The sequence below is a fragment of the Bradyrhizobium sp. BRP20 genome, assembly GCF_020194215.1.
Classification (GTDB): Bacteria; Pseudomonadota; Alphaproteobacteria; order Rhizobiales; family Xanthobacteraceae; genus Bradyrhizobium; species Bradyrhizobium yuanmingense.
The window spans coordinates 371,612-389,144 of the sequence record NZ_JADYVY010000003.1 but is presented as its reverse complement, the minus strand read 5'-3'; the positions used below and the strand labels follow the sequence as shown (position 1 = coordinate 389,144).

Here is a 17,533-nt window from a genome sequence, read left to right as displayed (position 1 = left end):
CTGGCTCATGTTCGTTGGTCGCTGCGGCGCCCCGCCAAGTTCATGGCGTCTTGAACCGGACCTGGAACGGGAGCGACCACAGGTCTGGACATTCCCCGGACGAAGCCATGGCCGCCCCTCTCTTGAATACGATCTTCGAATTCGTCGATTTCGTCTTCGATCTCTCCGAGACGATCGATCGCACGAGGCAGCTGAGCAAGCCTGACATCGTCGAGGTGCCGCCGGATCCAAAGCTGCTGCCGCCCGCCGCGCGGCGCGCGCTTGCCGAGGCCGAGGATCGTGAGCGCAAGCGAGAGCAGGCCGCTCAGGCCGCCAGCCGTACCGACCAGGCATCATAGCAGTAGGCCTCTCATGGCCCGAACGCCGCGTCGTGGTCCCTCGTCTATGCGGGCCGGAAGCCCGCTCGCGCGAGCGACGCGCGTACCTCGTTCGAGCCGAGTGCGTCGAGAAACGCCTGCACTGCCGGCCGTTGCTTTCGCGCACTCACCACCGCGAAGTCATAATGCTCTTCGGCGAGCGGAATGAAATCGAGGCCGGCCGCATGGGCGACCGGCGCAATGGTCATGCCCCAGTCGGCGCGGTGCTGCGCCACGGCCGCCGCTACCGCATTGTGCGAACGCGGCTGGTTCCAGTAGCCTTCCGGACGCGCGCCGCCGAGCAGCCGGTCGATCAGGATGCGCGTGCCGGCGCCCTGGTTGCGGTTGACCATGATGCAGGCGGGATCAGCGAGCGCCGCCGCAACGGCGTCCTTTGCACCAAGACCTTGGAAACGTTTGTCGTCCTTTCGGAAGACGATGCCCTGCATCCGCCCCCAGCCTGGCACGAGCTCGAGACCTTCGACGAGATAGGGCGTGTTGTAGGTCTCGCTTCTGTCGTCGAACAGGTGGATCGGCGCGAGATCGCATTCGCCACGTTTGGCTGCTGCAAGCCCGCCGAGGCTGCCGACCGCGATCGAGCGCACGGTGAGACCAGCATGCGCGAGCTGTGCGGTGACGAGATCGAGGCCGGTGCAATGGCTGCCGACGATGACGAGATCCGGCACGCGCACATGCGGCGTGAACAGCGTCACCTCGGTCTCGGTGCCGGCCGGCATCTGGTCGGCAAGTGCGTCGATGCGCAGAAAGCCGTCCGCCTGAGCAAAGGACGTGATCGCACCAGACCCCTTGCCGGAGGGATAGGCGATGAGGCCCTCCCTGCCCTCAACCAGCGAGACCATGACGAATTCGGTACGGCCGAGCTCGGAAGCGATGCGTACCGGCACGGTCGCGTTCACCTTGGCATCGGAGCGCGGCGGCAGTCCGGCCATCCTGCGCAGCACCGGCACGATCATGTCGTGGAAGGTGAACATCGCCGAAGTCGGAAAACCCGGCAGGATCACGACAGGCTTGCCGTCGCACACCGCAAGACACAACGGCTTGCCGGGCTTGAGCGCGACGCCATGGGCGATGATGCCGGGTGCGCCGAGCCGGCTGATGATGCGATGAGAGAGGTCGCCCGCGCCTTTCGACGTGCCGCCCGAGAGCACCAGCATGTCGGCTTCCGCAAGCGCGTTGCGCATGGCGGCTTCGAGCCTGGCTTCGTCGTCCGGAACAGCGCCGAGGAAGAGGGCCTCGCCACCGTTTTCGTCGACCGCGGCCGCGACGATGGCGCCATTGGTATCGTAGATCTCGGCGGGCCCGAGCACCTCGCCGGGCTGAACCAGCTCATCGCCGGTGGAGATCACGGCAACCCGCGGCCTGCGCGCGACACCCACCTCGGCGATGCCGCAAGCCGCCAGCATGCCGATCTCGCGCGAGCCGATGATGGTGCCGGCGCGCAGCAGCGCCTCGCCGCGCGCAATGTCGGACCCGGCATACGAGACGAATTGCCCCGGCGACACGGCGCGACGGACATCGATCGCATCCTGGCCGGCCGGCTGGGTGTGCTCGACCATGACCACGGCATCGGCGCCGCGCGGCAACGGACCGCCGGTGGCGATCGCCGTTGCGGTTCCGGCCGCCACCTGCAGCGTCGGCGCGGTCCCGCAATGAACGGTCTCGCCATTCAGCGCGAGGCGCACGGGCGCGCCCTCGCCGGCCGCCGCAAGGTCGGCGGAGCGCACGGCAAAGCCGTCGACATTGGAGCGGTCGAACGGCGGCACGTCGATCGTTGCCGTGATATCTTCGGCGAGGGCAGCGCCCAGCGCGGCTGCGAGCTTGCGCGTTTCAGTTCGAAGCGCGCGCGGGAACAAGGCCGCCTCGAAGCGCGCCAAGGCCTCTTCGCGCGACAGGATCCTGAGGAACTGCTCCTGCTCGAGCGCGCTGCGGTCCGGTGATTTCGGGATCATCGTCATGCCAGAACCCTTATCACGCCCGCATCAGATACGCATCGATCGACGTACCTGCCGCAAATCCCTCGTCGCTGACGGAAATGAGCAGCCATGCGTCCGCACGGGCGATGGCCTGAAGCGGCCATTCGCCCACGGCAAGCGGCATCCAGGCACGATGTTCCTCAGCCAGCAGAGCGATCTCCGTGATGCCGACGCTGGAGGCGATTTTTCGCGCAAGCGGCAGCGACACTTTTCGACGCGGCCGACGCGCCGACAAACGGTCCGCGAGCGGCAGCACGAGTGCAAGCCAAGCTGCAAGCGCGGAATCGGGCGAGCCGGGCAAGGCGACGACGGGAACCCGTCCCAGCCGTCCGACCGCAGCGGTGCGTCCCGGCTGCAGAGCAAGGCCGTGCGCCATCACCTCGCCGCGCTGGGCCAGGGCCGTGACGGCGGCGTCCTGGCGGCCGACGCCGCTACCGCCGATGGTCAGCAGAACGTCGCAGGAGGACGCATCGAGCGCATCGGCAATCGACGCTGCATCGCGCGCACGCGCTGGACGCGTTTCCACATCCAGTCCCGCTGTGTGCGCGATCCCGGCAATCGTCTGCGCCGCGACCGTCCCACCCGGCACATTGACGATGCGCAGCCGCGGCCGCCTCACGGCGAGTTTGTCCCCGCCCGCCACGCGTGCCAGCAATAGGTCCGCCGCGGCGATGGGATGGCCGGCGTCCCCCACGGCCCTGCGCGCGGCGATGTCGCTGCCTGCGCGCCTGACACCCTGCCCCGGCGCGCCCTCTGCGAGCACCTGGGCAAGCGGCCCCGACGTCTCCACGGCGTCGGCATCGAGCACGCAGTCGCATCCCGCCGGCAGCGCCTCGCCCGCCTCGACCCATGCAGGAGCCATTGCCAGCGGCACAGGCGAGTAAGCGGACGCCCCGACGAGATCGTTGGCAGATAGCGCCCAACCATCTACGGCCGCAACATCCCGGGAAGGATAGGCGGCAAGCAGCGGCGCACCCGCCGCGATGCAGCCGATTGCGTCCGCCAGCGGCACCTCCATCGGCGCGACGGGATCAACGCCCCGCAGCAGCGCGGCGAGCGCAGTGTCGAGCGGCGTGAGCGAAGGCGGCAGGCGCTGGGTCATGCGCCATGAGGACCATGCATCGTCCGGTTTGGCAACCGCCGGCGGTCCCGGCCTCAACCCTCAGCCGCCCGACCTGTCCGAATTGGGGAAGAACAATTGCTGCCCGTCCACCTTGTAGCCGGCAATCGCCGTCTGCCCCTCCGGCGATGTCAGCCAATCGACGAAGGTCTGCGCGAGGTCCTTCTTCACGTTCGGGAACTTCGCAGGGTTCACCAGCATCACACCATATTGGTTGAGGAGCCGCCGGTCGCCTTCGACGACGATGTCGAGATCGCCGCGATCGCTGAACGCGATCCAGCTGCCGCGATCCGCAAGCACATAGGCATTGGCCGCGCGCGCGGCCCCGAGCGATGCGGCCATGCCGGGCCCGGCCTCGCGATACCAGGCGCCCTTGGCGCTCGCGATGTCGATGCCGGCAACGATCCAAAGCGCGAGCTCCGCGGCATGAGTGCCCGACCGATCGCCACGCGTCACGAACGGCGCGCCTTTGGCTTCGATCGCCTTCAGCGCCGTCGCGATGTCCTTGCCCTTTACGCCCGCGGGATCGCTCTTCGGCCCGATCAGCACATAGTCGCTGTACATCACGTCGTAGCGCTTCACGCCAAAGCCGTCGGCGACGAACTTCTCCTCCTGAGGCCGCGCGTGCATCAGCACGACGTCGACCTCACCCCGCCGCGCCCCATCGAGCACTTCGTCGGCGCGCCGCGCGATCACGGTGACGTCGATGCCGGTCTTGTCGCGGAAGATCGGCAGCAGATAGTCGAGCAGCCCGGATTCCTGCGTCGCCGTCGTCGAAGCGAGGACAATGCTGCGGTCCTCCGCGGCCGAAGCCGCAACGCCTGCGGCAAGTCCGCAGAGAAGCGCAAGTGCAACGGACAGGCGGCCCATGATCGGGTTCCCTCAGGTTTGACGCCGTCATGATGATGATCGATTGCGCCGCACTCGTGACGCGTTTTGCGCTGCCGGCCGGGAAATTTCGGCAAGTTCATCGCGGCGCACCGGGCGCGCGATCTCTTTAGGATCGTTCACCAAAGCAGAGATCGCGCGTGCGGATGTGTTGCAAAGCAGCGAGATGATCGGGCATGGTTCCCTGCGACAAATATCTGAAATGCAGAATTCCACCTGCGTCGGACGTCAAAAAGAAGCAAGAATTTGCATAGGAATGCAGGATGGAATTCCTGACCACCAGCGAAGCCGCCGATTACCTTCGGCTCGGCGAACGCAAGCTTTACGAGCTCGTCACCACCGGTGCGATCCCCTGCAGCAAGGTGACGGGGAAATGGCTGTTCCCGCGGCACGAGCTCGACCTCTGGGTCCTGTCGGGCCTCGCGCGCCCGGCCGGCATGTTGATCGCCGAGCCGCCGCCGGTCGTCGGCGGCAGCCACGACGAACTGCTCGATTGGAGCCTGCGCGAGTCCGGCTCGGGGCTCGGATCGATGAGCGAGGGCAGCGCGCGCGGGCTCGAGCGCTTGCAGCGCAATGAGGTGATGGCTGCGGCGGTGCACTTCCACGCGCTCGACGCCGGCGACAATTTCTCTAGCGATGCCAGCATCGAAGCGCTGCGGACCACGCCGGACCTGCATGATGCGGTGCTGATCGCGTTCGTGCGCCGCGAAGAGGGTCTCCTGCTGCCGCACGGCAATCCCAAGCACCTGCACAGCCTGACCGACGTGCTCGCAGCCGGGGCCCGGATGGCGATGCGGCAACAGGGCACGGGCGCGCAGATGCTGCTCGACGTGCTGCTCAAGCGCGCCGGCGCCTCGATGCGGGACTTGCGCCGGATCGAGACGCCGGCGCTGACCGGCCCGGATCTGGCCGAGCTGGTTCGCGCCGGCCAGGCCGATTGCGGCATCGCGACGCGCGCCGCGGCGCGCTCGGCCGGTCTCGATTTCGTGCCGCTGGTCTGGGAGAATTTCGACCTCGCGATGCGGCAGCGCAGCTATTTCCGCCCCGCCATGCAGGCCTTGCTTCGCTTCCTGAACGAGCGGCGGCTGCGCCAGCGCGCGGAGGAGCTGACCGGCTACGATCCCTCCCCCGCAGGACAGATCCGCTTCGCAGCCTGACATTGACGCCAGCCCCCCAATAGTTGCAAAAGAAACCAATTCGACCGGGCCATACCCGGACAAGCAACACCGGCCAATGAGCCGGATCAGGGAGGACGAGCGTGAACCCAATCAGATTTGGAGTGCCGGTCGCGGCCGCCTTGCTGGCGACCCTGCTGTCCGGCGCGGCGTCGGCGCAGGTTTCCGACGACGTCGTCAAGATCGGCGTGCTCACCGACATGAACGGCCCGGCCTCGGCGCCGACCGGCCAGGGCTCGGTGACCGCGGCGCAAATGGCGATCGACGATTTCGGCGGCAAGGTGCTCGGCAAGCCGATCAGCGTCGTGATCGGCGACCACCAACTCAAGGCCGACATCGGCGCTTCGCTGGCGCGGCGCTGGTTCGACGTCGAGCAGGTCGATCTGATCGTGGACGTGCCCGTCTCGGCGGTCGGGCTCGCGGTGCAGACCATCGCCAACGAGAAGAAGCGGCTGTTCATCACCCACTCCACCGGCACCGCCGATTTCCACGGCAAGTTCTGCTCGGCTTATGCCATCCAATGGGTGTTCGACACCCGCGCGCTCGCGGTCGGCACCGCGGACGCGGTGGTCAAGCGCGGCGGCGACAGCTGGTTCTTCATCACCGACGATTACGCCTTCGGCCATTCGCTGGAGCGCGACGCTTCCGCCGTCGTCACCGCCAATGGCGGCAAGGTGCTGGGCTCGGTGCGGCCGCCGCTGGCAACACCTGATCTCTCCTCCTTCGTGCTGCAGGCGCAGGCCTCCAAGGCCAAGATCATCGGCATTGCCGCCGGTCCCCCCAACAACATGAACGAGATCAAGACCGGCGCCGAGTTCGGCGTGTTCAAGGGCGGCCAGCAGATGGCGGCGCTGCTCGCGCTGATCACCGACATCCACGGCATCGGCCTGCAGGCGGCGCAAGGCCTGCTGCTGACCACCTCGTTCTACTGGGACATGGACGACAAGACGCGCGAATGGTCGAAGCGCTATTTCGCCAAGATGAACCGGATGCCGTCGATGTGGCAGGCCGGCGTCTATTCCAGCGTGATGCACTATCTCAACGCCATCCAGGAGACCGGCAGCGACGATCCGCTGAAAGTGGCGGCCAAGATGCGCGAGAAGCCGATCGAGGATTTCTTCGCCCGCAACGGCAAGCTGCGCGAGGACAATCTGATGGTGCACGACCTCTGGCTGGTGCAGGTGAAGACGCCGGAGGAGAGTAAATATCCGTGGGACTATTACAAGATCCTCACGACCATTTCCGGCGACAAGGCGTTCGGCCCGCCGGACCCGGCCTGTCCGCTGGTGAAGAAGTGACGTAGCGAGACACGCGCAATTCGTCGTGCCCGGGCTTGACCCGGGCATCCACGTCTTTCCTCAATCGCGGTGACGCGTGGATGGCCGGGTCAAGCCCGGCCATGACGGCTGGGGGTGCAGGGGCGCCCTATTTCACCACCCCGATCTCGCGGAAGTACTTTGTCACGCCCGGATGAATCAGCTCCACCTTCGGCGCGGCCGCGACCGTGTTCGCGGCGGTGGTCTCGCAGGCCTGCGCGAGCTTCTTGCAGAACGTCGCCTCGACGCCGTGCAGCGTCTTGGCGAGGCGGTAGGCGACGTCGTCGGGCAGATCCTCGCGCGTGAGGATGAAGCTCCAGGAGCCGAGCGAGGCGATCGGCTCGGTCTGCTTCGGGTAGGAGCCGGCCGGCACGGTCAGCGGCTTCAGGAACGCATGCTTGGCGCGGATGCGGGCGATCTCGTCCGCGCTCGGCGCGATGAAGCGCGCGCCCGACGCGCTCGCGGCGACCGCGGCAAAGCCGGGCCAGCCGATGCCGGCGCCCCAGAGCGCTACGACGCGGCCGTCCTCGACCATCGCGGGGCCGTCGCCGGCGCGGTCGAGATAGATTGCCTTGAAGTCCTCGTCCTGCTTCAGGCCGAGACCATCGAGCACATAGCGCGCCAGGATCGGCAGGCCGGAGCCTCTGGCGCCGAACGCGACGGGCTGGCCGACGAGGTCGGGGATCGTCGTGTAGGGGCTGTCGGCGCGCACCACGAACATGCCGGGATTGGAATAGATCGCGGTGAGGATCTTGAGCCGCACAGGCGCACGGCCGATGCCGGCGAAGGCCTCATAGGCTGGCTCGCCTGCGACGAGCGCGAGATCGAGCTCGCCCTTCTCCAGGAGCGGGATGTTCTCGCTGCTGCCCTTGGTGTTGCGGGGCGCGATGGTGAGATGCGGATCGGCCGCATTCATCACCTCCGCGAAGCCGTTGCCATAGAGCGGGAAGCCGCCGCCGGGCGTCGCGGTTCCCAGGCTGATCGTCGAGCTGATCGTCGCGGTCGGAATGGCCGTGCCTCCGGTCTGGGCGTCGGCGGGGCTGGCGAGCAGCGCCGCACTGATGAGGATCGTGGCGAATCTCATGGTCGTCCCTGGCGGGCCTGCGTCAACACCGACTTGCGGCGATGTAGGCAGCCGCCGGTTTTTATGAAAGCATGCCGCGCAACGACAATAGAACAATGGGAGGTGTCATGTTGCGAATTTTGCGTCACGGTGTTTTCGGACTCGCAGTCCTGTTGGGTCTTTTCAGCGCTGCCCCTCCCGCCGCCGCAGCCTATCCCGATCGTCCCGTACACTGGCTGATCGGCTTTTCCCCCGGCGGCCCGGTCGACATCGTGGCGCGGATCATGGCGCAGTGGCTGTCGGAGCGGCTCGGCCAGCAATTCATCGTCGAGAACCGCACCGGCTCCGGCGGCAACATCGCCGCGGCCGCGGCGATCAACGCCCCGCCGGACGGCTACACGCTGCTGTTCGTCGCGCCCAACAACGCAATCTCGACCTCGCTCTACAAGAAGCTGCCGTTCGACTTTTTGCGCGACACCACCCCGGTTGCGAGCATCATGCAGCTCACCAACATGCTGGTCGTCTCCAACGCGTTCCCGCCGAAGTCGGTCAAGGAGTTCATCGACTACTGCAACGCCAATCCCGGCAAGATCTCTTATGCCTCCTCCGGCAACGGCACCTCGGTGCACATGTCGGCGGAGCTTTTCAAGGTGATGACGAAGTGCGACATGGTGCACGTGCCCTATCGCGGCTCGGCCATCGCCTTCCCCGACATCATCTCCAACAAGGTGCAGCTGATCTTCGACAACCTGCCCTCGGCGATGGAGCAGGTGAAGGGCGGCAACGTCCGCGCGCTCGGGGTGACCTCGCCGCAGCGCTGGCCGAGCGTGCCCGACGTGCCCGCGATCGCCGAGACCGTGCCCGGCTTCGAATCGGTCGGCTTCTACGGCATCTCCGCGCCGAAGGGCACTCCGCCCGAGGTGATCGAGATCCTCAACAAGGCCGTCGGCGAAGCGCTGAAGGACCCGAAGCTGGTGGCAAAGCTCGCCGAGACCGGCGGCATCCCCAAGCCGATGACGCCGGCCGAGTTCGGCAAGCTGGTCGCGGACGAGACCGCGAAGTGGCGCAAGGTGGTCGAGTTCGCCGGGGTCTCGGTGGACTAGGCAGCGGCCGTGCCGCCGAGCGCAGCCGCACGATGCTCGAGGGGGCCAACAGGCCCTCTCAAACAAAGTTGCGAAAACAACCCCATGCACAGTAGACGAGGCCAGTGGTTTCAATGGGTTACCCCCCACGTCGAAAAAACCTGCGAAAACGCGGTTTGCTTCGTCGGGCAAAACAGGGTTATACAGGCATCATCGCCAATTTCGGTTATTCGAAATTTATCAATGATGCCGTGCCGGCGTTCCCATCCACCAGCGCCAGCATTGCACCCCTGCCTCAGGCCCTGTAAACGAACCGCGCACCGTTGCCGGCCGCGCCTCGCGGCCGCCTCGCGGCGGGGCCTGTAGCTCAATGGTTAGAGCCGGCCGCTCATAACGGTCTGGTTGCAGGTTCGAGTCCTGCCGGGCCCACCAATAGAATCAGCCACTTATCAGGCCCCGTTTCGTCTGATCGGAATCACCGCACCAGAAACCGCACCAGATACGACCGCTTTTGGTTCGCCGGCGGGATCGCGCTTGGCGATTTTCTCGACGGCGTCGGACAAATAGTCGGGATGGTGATGGCCATACGTGTTGAGCAGAACCTCAAGCGACATTCCGAGATAGCCTGCCGCCTGCCAAGGATCTGCCCCTCTCTGCATCAGCCAAGTAGCCGCGGTGTGTCGCAGAGTGTGAGGCGAGATGCCCGGACCAAGCCCTGCAAGCCTCACAGCACTCTTGAACGCCGTTTTGACCGAGGTGATGGGCCTTCCGTTGTACTCGACGAAATGCTTCGCTTCTGGATCAATCCGGTGCCAGCGCCGTAGATGAGCAAGCAAGCGGACGGGGATCGGTACTGTCGGTTGCCGCTTGTTGGTTTTGGAGCTGCCCTGTTTCAGACGGTAGTAGCGGCCGCGCTCCAGGTCGACATAGGAGCGACCGATCGCCGGAATGGGAGACGCGGCTGCAATGGCTCCCGCACGGGTTCCGCTGTAGATGCCCAACAAAATGAACCGAGCAAGATGGCGAAGGGGACGCTTGCTTGTCGGGACCTTCACGTCGTCCATCGGACGGCGCGAGCCTTTTTGCATTTCGTTATAGCGCCAGCAGGTCCAAACCAATTTGGCCGCATCGCTGCGCGTCAGCCACTTGTCTCGCGGTTGGCCCTTCTCCGGCAGGGACACCTTCACGATTTCCCGATGATATCCTTCTGCTGTATGGTGACCAATGGCAGCGCGGAGGTCTTCAAGGTCTCGGCGCGCGCCTCCCCTCTTGCCGCGCTTCTTGGCGTACGAGCGACATGCCTCCCCATTTACCTCGCCCAGCATTTTTGCTCCCCACCACTCGTTCAACCGTTCGATCCGCTTCTTCAACTTGCGGATATCGGGAATCGTATCTTCGCTCTCGCTATCGACCTTGAAACGACCGCGAAGCTTGTCCAGCTGCGCGTCCATATAAATCGAGAGGACATCCGCGATAGGGATATCGTCTATGTGGCGAATTCGTCGCTTCGGGGTATGTTTAGAGCTTATGTAGTCTCTTAGCTTTTCCTCCGCGGCCGCAATCTCATCTGCAGCGCAGCCTGTGCTGACATCCCGGCCGTTGTCTCTGATGATCCAGGTTGCCTGGTGAGTGATCTTTCCGCTCTTGTTTCGGCGGGCAGCCTTGAGCTGAAGTCGGGCGCCCTTGCTTCTTCGCGGCATAGCTCTCTCATCCGTTCTATATGAGCCAGCGTTGTAAATCTTTGCCGGCAATCTTCTCAATAATCAATTGACTCCGATCGCGCTCGCGACGCAAACCCGCGACCGTCATTCCCCTAAATGAAATGCGATCTTCACGGCATCAGCAAGGCGAACAGAAGTACCAGGTGTAATTTCAGGTTGCGCTCGATCCTTTCGGACCTGTAACCGTGTGCGGTGTGGCGAGCCTTGCAAACGACTGCCTCGAAATGAAGCCATCACTTCGCTCATCGAACGATCGGGCATGCTAATCGTGCAATCGCGCAAGTACCTGGACGGGATCAGCGAGAGTCGCGTTGGATGGTAAGCGCTCCAAGCATCGATTACCTGCTCCGGTGGGAATGGGTCTTTCCCATTCGGCCACTCATGGTAGGAGGCTGCAGGCTGCTCGAAAGGCCAGGTTCCGCACTCGAATTCAGCGCGTTAAAACATGGGAGGCTCTGCCGAAAAGAAGAGTCGTTTGCCTGACGACACCATCGGCATTTGGTTGAGCAGACGGCCCGCCTCTATCGCGATGACGCGACGGAATGTCTGGTTTCGGCCTTCTCACCGCTAAGAAACCAATGCCATGGTTTGTCGTCCAGGCGCGCCCTCAATCTCAGTCTCAATGTAGTGAGGCGTGAGTCGAAATGCTTGCCTTACTTGGTCGCGCCCTCGATGATCCACGCTTGGACCCGAGCTAGCGCGACCGAATAATACCAACACTCGCACCTGCAACGCGCGGTGTGAGGCGTCTATCTCGTAAGCGCCATCCAGAATAGACGAGGCTGATCAGAGGAGCCGCCGGTGATCTGCTAGCAGAGCTGGAAGAAAGCAGGCATTGGCACCAGCTTTTTCAAACCCTATCCGAGCAGTGATCGAGACATGCACTTCCCATCTATTCCGGATTACAGAGAAGGATTGATACAGCCATAGTATAAGACCGCCAATGCGCTAACTATACGGCGCACCGAAGACATACTTTTCCCGGATCGCGCCCTCCGCCGCTGGGCGTTGTAGATGCTCCTTGAACGAGCTCCTTAGCACGCGAGCTGCGAAGAGAGGTGGTCGCCCAACTGCGTCGATACCGGCGGCGATGGCGGGACTATTTTCTTCAATTGATGTAATTATTGCTGCAAGCGTCGCATAGATGTTTGATTTGCTCCGGTGTAACTTTCGGGAGCGAGAATGATGGCCAACGCGCTCGAGATCTATAAGGCTCATCCGGTACGATCGCAGCTCGGCATGAGAGCGGCACAATATGTCCGCATGTCGACACAACGGCAGCAATACTCGATTCAGAATCAGGCTGCTGTGATTGCAGCATACGCGCACGCCCATAGCCTGACCATTGTACGAACCTATCGCGATGAGGGAGAGAGCGGCCTGCTCATCAAGAACAGGGCCGGTCTTATACAGCTCATCAAGGATGTCCAAACAGGAGCAGCCGATTTCGGTCATATTCTGGTCTATGACGTAAGCCGGTGGGGCCGCTTTCAGGACGTCGATGAGAGCGCGTATTACGAATTCGTGTGCAAACAGGCAGGCATCAACATCGTGTATTGTGCTGAGCAGTTTGATAATGACGGCAGCGTGCTCTCCAGCATCATCAAAAACATCAAGCGCGTAATGGCGGCCGAGTACAGTCGTGAGCTTTCGGCGAAGGTTCACGCTGCGCAGTGCCGGTTCGCCCGACTTGGCTTCAAGCTTGGAGGTCGCCCTGGTTATGCTCTCTTGCGAGAACTTGTCGATCAGAGTCAGCGGTCGCGAGGCGTGCTGAAGAACGGTGACCAAAAATACCTCATGACTGATCACGTCCGAGTGCGCCCCGGCATTCCCGAGGAAGTAGCCGTGGTGAAGTGGATCTTCGAGCGCTTTCTGCAGATAAAGTCGGAAGCGATTATCGCCCGGGAGCTAAACCGGAGGGCCATACTCACGAGCACGGGAGTTCGGTGGACGCGCGCAGCGGTTAACATGGTGCTTAGAAACGAGAACTACATTGGAAACCTGACCTTCAACCGCCGATCACGCAAGCTGCGGCGGACCTGCACCTGCAATCCTCCCGAGCTTTGGATCACCAGCGAGAGATGTATCGAGCCGATCATCGAACGCGAAGTCTTCCTGAAAGTAAACAAGATCATTGAGGAACGGCGTGTCGATATCACTGAAGAGGAGATGCTTGCCCGTCTACGCAAAACGCTGCTCAAGGAAGGGCGCCTGAGCTCTGCTATCATAGCCAGCACGGTCGGCCTTCCCTGCGCTTCCACCTATCAAACTCACTTCGGCAGCATGATGAACGTGTATCGCTTAATCGGCTACACTCCCAAGCGAAACTATGCATTTCTCGAGTCGCGCCCGCGCTGGGCAGAGCAAGAGGCCAAGCTCGGCTCTCACATCGCCATGGCCATCAGGAAAGCTGGTGGTCGCATCATCTCTAGCAACCGGACCGATTACTTGCGCGTGCGTGGATCGGTCAACATCTCAATTCGATCAGCCCTCTGCTGCGGAAGGCAAAATCGAGCGCCGTATTGGTCGATCAAGCGCAGGGCACGCCTGCCTCAGGGCTGGATCGCCGCCATCAGGCTGTCTGAGCATAACGAGTCAGTGCTCGATTACGTGCTGCTGTCGGCCGACGGGAAAGCGAAACAAACCATAAACTTTTCTGAGAGGGCTCGCGTTCGCCGTGGAATCGCTCGCTTCGATACCCCTGACGCTTTGGCTCGAGCGATCGCCAAGCTAGTAACACTTAAAGACCGTTGTGCGCCAGCACCACAGGACAAGCGATCGAGACCAAAGCAGCTCAACACCAAGAACGCCCGCACGCGGCGCTGATCAGACGCAGGCACAAAACTCCGCAAAGCAGTGCTTCTTAATCTTTAGAAGCTTGTCCAGATTTCGAGCGCCTTCGCTCTTGCCGCGTGCCGCATCATGTTCCACTCCAAGTCCGTGATCATGCCCTGACCGATTTCCACGCCAGGCTGGCTGAACATACGACAGCCGATCCGACGCTCTTTGTTCAGCCGTATTTTCGGGTTTGCTCGCAATCCGGCGCCATTCACAGCAGTGGAGCACAGGGTGACCGAGCCGCGTGGCATCTCTAAAAAAACAAGCTGCGGCTTACGCTGGCTGCGAGTCGCTTTCGGCGTTCACCGAATGGGTTCGACGCGGAATCATGCCTAGACCGATTCCCGGAACCACGCAAATGGGATAGAAAAGCTATTGACGCGGCCCTTGACCGGCTATCTGGTTTACAGCCTAAGATTGAAGCTCAACTAACACCATACGACGCATGGAAGGCTTCCCAGAATGCGAGTGCGGCTGAAAGGGATCAACTGGTCCATAAAAAGCTCGCTGACGGTACATCGAAGACCTACTGGTACGCTTGGAAAGGAGGCCCGCGCATTGACGCGGAACCCGGCACACCGGAGTTTATGCGGCTCTACAACGAAGCAGTGTCGTCGTACACAACGAAGACTGCCGAGACGTTCAGCTCGCTCATTGACTACTTCAAGGACTGTAGCGAGTACAAAGATCTCGGCGACAAGAGTAAGCGCGCTTACGACGGATATCTCAAGCTCATCGAGGCCAAGTTTGGATCGATGCCAATCGGCGCTCTCGAAGACAAGCGCGCGAGGGGTGACTTCAAAGAGTTTCGTGATTCATTCTCCGATACGCCGCGCAAGGCGGACTACGTTTGGACAACGATCGCGCGTGTTCTGTCGGTTGCGAAGGATCGCGGCAAGATCGCAGTGAACGTTTGCGGCGCGGCTTTACGACTCTGATCGATCGGAGATCGTGTGGAGCGCCGAGGACATCCGGGCCTTCTGCAGCGTTGCGTCCGTTGAGCTGCAGGCGGCTCTACTGCTTGCACTGTGGACGGGCCAGCGCCAAGGGGACCTGCTGCGCCTAACTTGGAAGGACTACGATGGCACGTACATCCGGATGCGTCAGTCTAAGGGACGCGGCAGCAAGGGCAGGCGCCGTGTAACCATACCGGTGGGGCCGACGCTAAAGGCGGCGCTTGATGCTGCGCTCAAGGAAAGGCGCTCTGCAGTGACCATTTTGGTCAATTCGTTCGGACGGCCGTGGACGGAGGACGGCTTCAGGACAAGCTGGGACAAGGCCTTTAAGAAAACGTCCTTGAAGGACCTGCACTTTCATGATTTGCGCGGCACTGCTGTTACGCGCCTCGCGCTATCCAACTGCTCGGTGCCGGAGATCGCCTCGATCACCGGCCACTCGATGAAGATCGTGCAGGAGATTCTGGACGCGCACTACCTGGGTGGCCGGCTCGAACTCGCGGAGTCAGCGATCAAAAAGCTGAGCGAAGTGTACGGGTAGGAACCACGGATTGGGATGTGGAACGATTCCAGGTGAAAGCGTCCTCGGTCGCCAAGGCTTCTGCGTGAGAGAGTGCTCCACGCCGCCGCGGAAACGAGCTAGCCGCTGCGGTAACGCGCAGCCATCCCGCCATCGGCGTACGGACAATGAACAGATTTCTCAAACCGGACGTCAAACCGAATGGTCCGTTCTGACGTGCACTGCTGTAAGTGCTTGATTTGCTTGGTGGGCGCACCAGGGCTCGAACCTGGGACCCGCTGATTAAGAGTCTCGAATTGTCCGTTTTGCACTCGGGAACCGCCAATTGCCGCATGTAATGAGAGGCGCGCTTCTCGAAGAGCAGATTTCGCATACACCTTGGACGGGTGGCCGATCCGAAGGGCCTCGCGCACTCACAAGTACCGCGTTCAAGATATGCCGAAGCGTAAGATCGATAGACTCGCTCGCGCCAAAGCCCGGCCCGATCCTGCACAGTGGGGGGAGGACGAAGTGATGACGCTGATCGAGGCCGTTACCGTATTTTTTCCGCACGGTCCATTGACCTTATCATCGTTGCGCAGGGCCGCAGCGACTGGGACTCTTGAAATTGCCAAAGTGGCAGGCAAAGATTTGACCACACCTCGCGCCATCCGCAAACTGGTCAAGCCGTCATGCCGGGCCGCAAAGCCAAGCCACCACGACTCTGGTTCCGAGACGACGATGAGACCTGGATCATCCTCGACCGCGGCCGGCAGATCCGCACAGGCTTCGGCCGCGACGACATTGATGGCGCTGCGAAGGCACTCGAAACCTACATCGGCGGGCGACATACTAGTACAATCGGCGCCACTGACCCGGGCGCCCTCGCCATAGCTGATGTTCTCACTGCTTACGAGATTGCAAAGCGCCCCAAGGATAAGAGCGACCAACGCGCGTGGGCACAACACGATCTGCTGCTCATTCGCTTGCTCGACCTCAACACCTTCTTTGGCGACAAGACGGTCAGCGAGCTCAAAGCCCAACTCTGTCGTGATTTCGTAGACTGGTCTACTGGCACGCCGAACGAGAACAACAGAAAGGCAGGCATCAAGCCCCGCAACAGCTCGGTCTCAGATCAGACCGCGCGACGCCGACTTGAGGATTTGCGGGCTGCGGTCAACGTCTATCACGCAGAACACACACTTAGCGTGGTCCCAAAGATCACCCTGCCTCCAAAGGCGGAGGGGCGTCACCGGTGGCTAACACGCAATGAAGCCGCTCGCTTACTCGCAGCAGCGATTGGTTACGTGTGGGACAATGAGCGAGAGACCTGGAAGCGTGGTGAAGATGGCAAGCTTTTGAGACGTGAGCGGTGGATCATCCGCCGTCGCTATCCGGCGGCGCGTTTCATGTTGGTCGGCATTTACAGCGCGCGCCGCGAAGAGACGATCCGCCGCACACAGTGGCTATCGACAACGACTCATCCTTGGATGAATCTGGACGCGATGGTGTACCAAGGCAAGGGAGCCTTGGAGCGGTCCACCAAGAAGCGACGCCCGCCCGCGAAGATCGCCAGCCGGCTGCGCCCTCACCTAGTCCGCTGGCGTAAGATCGACGAGAAGCGTTCCTCCGAACTCAGAGCAGCGGGCATCATGAGGAACGGCGAGCAGATACGATTCATCGTCAACCGCATCCACGATGGCCAGCCGCTTGCCGGCAAGATCAGGTCGGCTTGGGAAGGAATTCTGGAGGATGCGGGACTGGGCGATGATGTGGTTCGCCACTCCTTGCGCCACACCGCCGCGACTTGGCTCATGCAAGCTGGCGTCGATATGTGGGAAGCCGCTGGCTGGCTTGGGATGACCGTGGAGCAGCTGGAAGCCAACTATGGCCATCACCATCCAGATTTCCAGGAAGAGGCGGCCGAAGCGTTTGGGGGACGACGCTAATTCCCCTTGCGGTTAGCAACGTCTGTCAGAAAATAGAGCGACCAAAATACAGTCACCGACAAGAACGACAAAAGCATAGACAGGATCAAGCTACCGATTGCCCAGACCGCTGTTCGAGCCAACGGAGCACTTGCTGTCCAGCTGATAACCGCGTCCCTCATCAAGCCAGCGCCCACGACAGCGAATAGCGTCACAAGGCCCAAGAAGCTCAGATAACCTAGCAGAAAGCAAAGGGATTGGCGCATAGTCAGGGCGTCATTGTCCAGCCAAAGCTCAGCTCCCATTGGCCTTCGATCAATGTTGTTACCTGGCGCGCCCATCGATACTGCCGCCAGCGCCCCCACCATAAACGGTACAGCCATGATCAATAGGTCTCTGGCAAACCGCAATAACCCAGCATCGCCGAACAGTGGGGCGCGTGGTTGGACGCCTACGTAAACGATCCATGCCACCAGTGCGACGGATAATGGAACGATCACGTCATACCGGCGCTTCTCTGGATGACGGATAGAAAGGTAGCGGATAGGAGCAAGCAGGCGCAGTCGCGAATGCGTCCCGCCCTGTTCCACGTCCAGA

14 protein-coding genes and 1 tRNA gene are annotated in these 17,533 nt (G+C 62.3%); 9 read left to right on the top strand and 6 right to left on the bottom strand.

Annotation, left to right across the window (positions count from 1 at the left end; translation table 11 throughout):
* Window positions 1–107 precede the first annotated feature (107 nt).
* Complete coding sequence (locus I6F33_RS10825; protein WP_225142391.1) at window positions 108–338, top strand: hypothetical protein; 231 nt, start codon at window positions 108–110, stop codon at window positions 336–338.
* A 44-nt stretch (window positions 339–382) separates the two neighbouring features.
* Here I6F33_RS10825 and I6F33_RS10820 read toward each other — a convergent pair whose 3' ends face one another.
* The 3 genes from I6F33_RS10820 to I6F33_RS10810 are packed head-to-tail and all read right to left on the bottom strand — an operon-like array spanning window position 383 to window position 4,340.
* A complete protein-coding gene (locus I6F33_RS10820) occupies window positions 383–2,332 on the bottom strand; it encodes a molybdopterin biosynthesis protein (RefSeq protein ID WP_225142389.1) in 1,950 nt (649 codons plus the stop codon).
* A gap of 13 nt (window positions 2,333–2,345) precedes the next feature.
* On the bottom strand, window positions 2,346–3,452 hold the full coding sequence (locus I6F33_RS10815) for a molybdopterin-binding protein (protein WP_225142387.1): 1,107 nt from the start codon (window positions 3,450–3,452) through the stop codon (window positions 2,346–2,348).
* A 60-nt stretch (window positions 3,453–3,512) separates the two neighbouring features.
* Complete coding sequence (locus I6F33_RS10810; protein ID WP_036026620.1) at window positions 3,513–4,340, bottom strand: substrate-binding domain-containing protein; 828 nt, start codon at window positions 4,338–4,340, stop codon at window positions 3,513–3,515.
* A gap of 281 nt (window positions 4,341–4,621) precedes the next feature.
* Here I6F33_RS10810 and I6F33_RS10805 point away from each other — a divergent pair, with 281 nt between their 5' ends.
* Window positions 4,622–5,515, top strand: a complete 894-nt coding sequence (locus I6F33_RS10805) for a helix-turn-helix transcriptional regulator (RefSeq protein ID WP_036011436.1) — start codon at window positions 4,622–4,624, stop codon at window positions 5,513–5,515.
* Window positions 5,516–5,616: 101 nt separating this feature from the next.
* A complete protein-coding gene (locus tag I6F33_RS10800; protein WP_225128265.1) occupies window positions 5,617–6,831 on the top strand; it encodes an ABC transporter substrate-binding protein in 1,215 nt (404 codons plus the stop codon).
* Window positions 6,832–6,958: 127 nt separating this feature from the next.
* On the opposite strand, the gene I6F33_RS10795 is transcribed toward I6F33_RS10800, so the two are convergent.
* A complete protein-coding gene (locus I6F33_RS10795; protein ID WP_225142385.1) occupies window positions 6,959–7,933 on the bottom strand; it encodes a TAXI family TRAP transporter solute-binding subunit in 975 nt (324 codons plus the stop codon).
* Between the two features lie 107 nt (window positions 7,934–8,040).
* On the opposite strand from I6F33_RS10795, the gene I6F33_RS10790 reads away from it, so the two are divergent.
* Window positions 8,041–9,015: a tripartite tricarboxylate transporter substrate binding protein gene (locus I6F33_RS10790; protein ID WP_225142383.1), complete on the top strand. Its 975-nt coding sequence runs from the start codon at window positions 8,041–8,043 to the stop codon at window positions 9,013–9,015.
* 335 nt (window positions 9,016–9,350) lie between these two features.
* Window positions 9,351–9,426, top strand: a tRNA-Ile gene (locus tag I6F33_RS10785).
* 17 nt (window positions 9,427–9,443) lie between these two features.
* Here I6F33_RS10785 and I6F33_RS10780 read toward each other — a convergent pair.
* Window positions 9,444–10,694, bottom strand: coding sequence for a site-specific integrase (locus I6F33_RS10780; RefSeq protein WP_225142382.1), 1,251 nt, complete (start codon window positions 10,692–10,694; stop codon window positions 9,444–9,446).
* A 1,203-nt stretch (window positions 10,695–11,897) separates the two neighbouring features.
* Between I6F33_RS10780 and I6F33_RS10775 the strand changes: the two genes are divergently transcribed.
* The 4 genes from I6F33_RS10775 (at window position 11,898) to I6F33_RS10760 (ending at window position 16,957) form a co-directional block, all read left to right on the top strand.
* The gene (locus I6F33_RS10775; protein WP_225142381.1) at window positions 11,898–13,541 is read left to right on the top strand and encodes a recombinase family protein; all 1,644 of its coding nucleotides are present in this window, start codon (window positions 11,898–11,900) and stop codon (window positions 13,539–13,541) included.
* A gap of 599 nt (window positions 13,542–14,140) precedes the next feature.
* Window positions 14,141–14,491 (top strand): hypothetical protein, encoded by a 351-nt coding sequence (locus I6F33_RS10770; RefSeq protein ID WP_225142380.1) that lies wholly within the window; start codon window positions 14,141–14,143, stop codon window positions 14,489–14,491.
* 13 nt (window positions 14,492–14,504) lie between these two features.
* Window positions 14,505–15,050: a tyrosine-type recombinase/integrase gene (locus tag I6F33_RS10765; RefSeq protein WP_225142379.1), complete on the top strand. Its 546-nt coding sequence runs from the start codon at window positions 14,505–14,507 to the stop codon at window positions 15,048–15,050.
* Between the two features lie 650 nt (window positions 15,051–15,700).
* Window positions 15,701–16,957, top strand: a complete 1,257-nt coding sequence (locus tag I6F33_RS10760) for a tyrosine-type recombinase/integrase (protein WP_225142378.1) — start codon at window positions 15,701–15,703, stop codon at window positions 16,955–16,957.
* Here I6F33_RS10760 and I6F33_RS10755 read toward each other — a convergent pair.
* The gene (locus I6F33_RS10755) at window positions 16,954–17,526 is read right to left on the bottom strand and encodes a hypothetical protein (RefSeq protein ID WP_225142377.1); all 573 of its coding nucleotides are present in this window, start codon (window positions 17,524–17,526) and stop codon (window positions 16,954–16,956) included. The genes I6F33_RS10760 and I6F33_RS10755 overlap by 4 nt on opposite strands.
* Window positions 17,527–17,533: the final 7 nt, after the last annotated feature.

Coding starts and splice junctions, on each gene's coding strand:
- I6F33_RS10790 (WP_225142383.1), top strand. CDS start 8,041: ATGTTGCGAATTTTGCGTCACGGTGTTTTCGGACTCGCAGTCCTGTTG.
- I6F33_RS10815 (WP_225142387.1), bottom strand. CDS start 3,452: ATGACCCAGCGCCTGCCGCCTTCGCTCACGCCGCTCGACACTGCGCTC.
- I6F33_RS10820 (WP_225142389.1), bottom strand. CDS start 2,332: ATGACGATGATCCCGAAATCACCGGACCGCAGCGCGCTCGAGCAGGAG.
- I6F33_RS10825 (WP_225142391.1), top strand. CDS start 108: ATGGCCGCCCCTCTCTTGAATACGATCTTCGAATTCGTCGATTTCGTC.
- I6F33_RS10775 (WP_225142381.1), top strand. CDS start 11,898: ATGATGGCCAACGCGCTCGAGATCTATAAGGCTCATCCGGTACGATCG.
- I6F33_RS10760 (WP_225142378.1), top strand. CDS start 15,701: ATGCCGGGCCGCAAAGCCAAGCCACCACGACTCTGGTTCCGAGACGAC.
- I6F33_RS10805 (WP_036011436.1), top strand. CDS start 4,622: ATGGAATTCCTGACCACCAGCGAAGCCGCCGATTACCTTCGGCTCGGC.
- I6F33_RS10795 (WP_225142385.1), bottom strand. CDS start 7,933: ATGAGATTCGCCACGATCCTCATCAGTGCGGCGCTGCTCGCCAGCCCC.
- I6F33_RS10810 (WP_036026620.1), bottom strand. CDS start 4,340: ATGGGCCGCCTGTCCGTTGCACTTGCGCTTCTCTGCGGACTTGCCGCA.
- I6F33_RS10770 (WP_225142380.1), top strand. CDS start 14,141: ATGCGGCTCTACAACGAAGCAGTGTCGTCGTACACAACGAAGACTGCC.
- I6F33_RS10780 (WP_225142382.1), bottom strand. CDS start 10,694: ATGCCGCGAAGAAGCAAGGGCGCCCGACTTCAGCTCAAGGCTGCCCGC.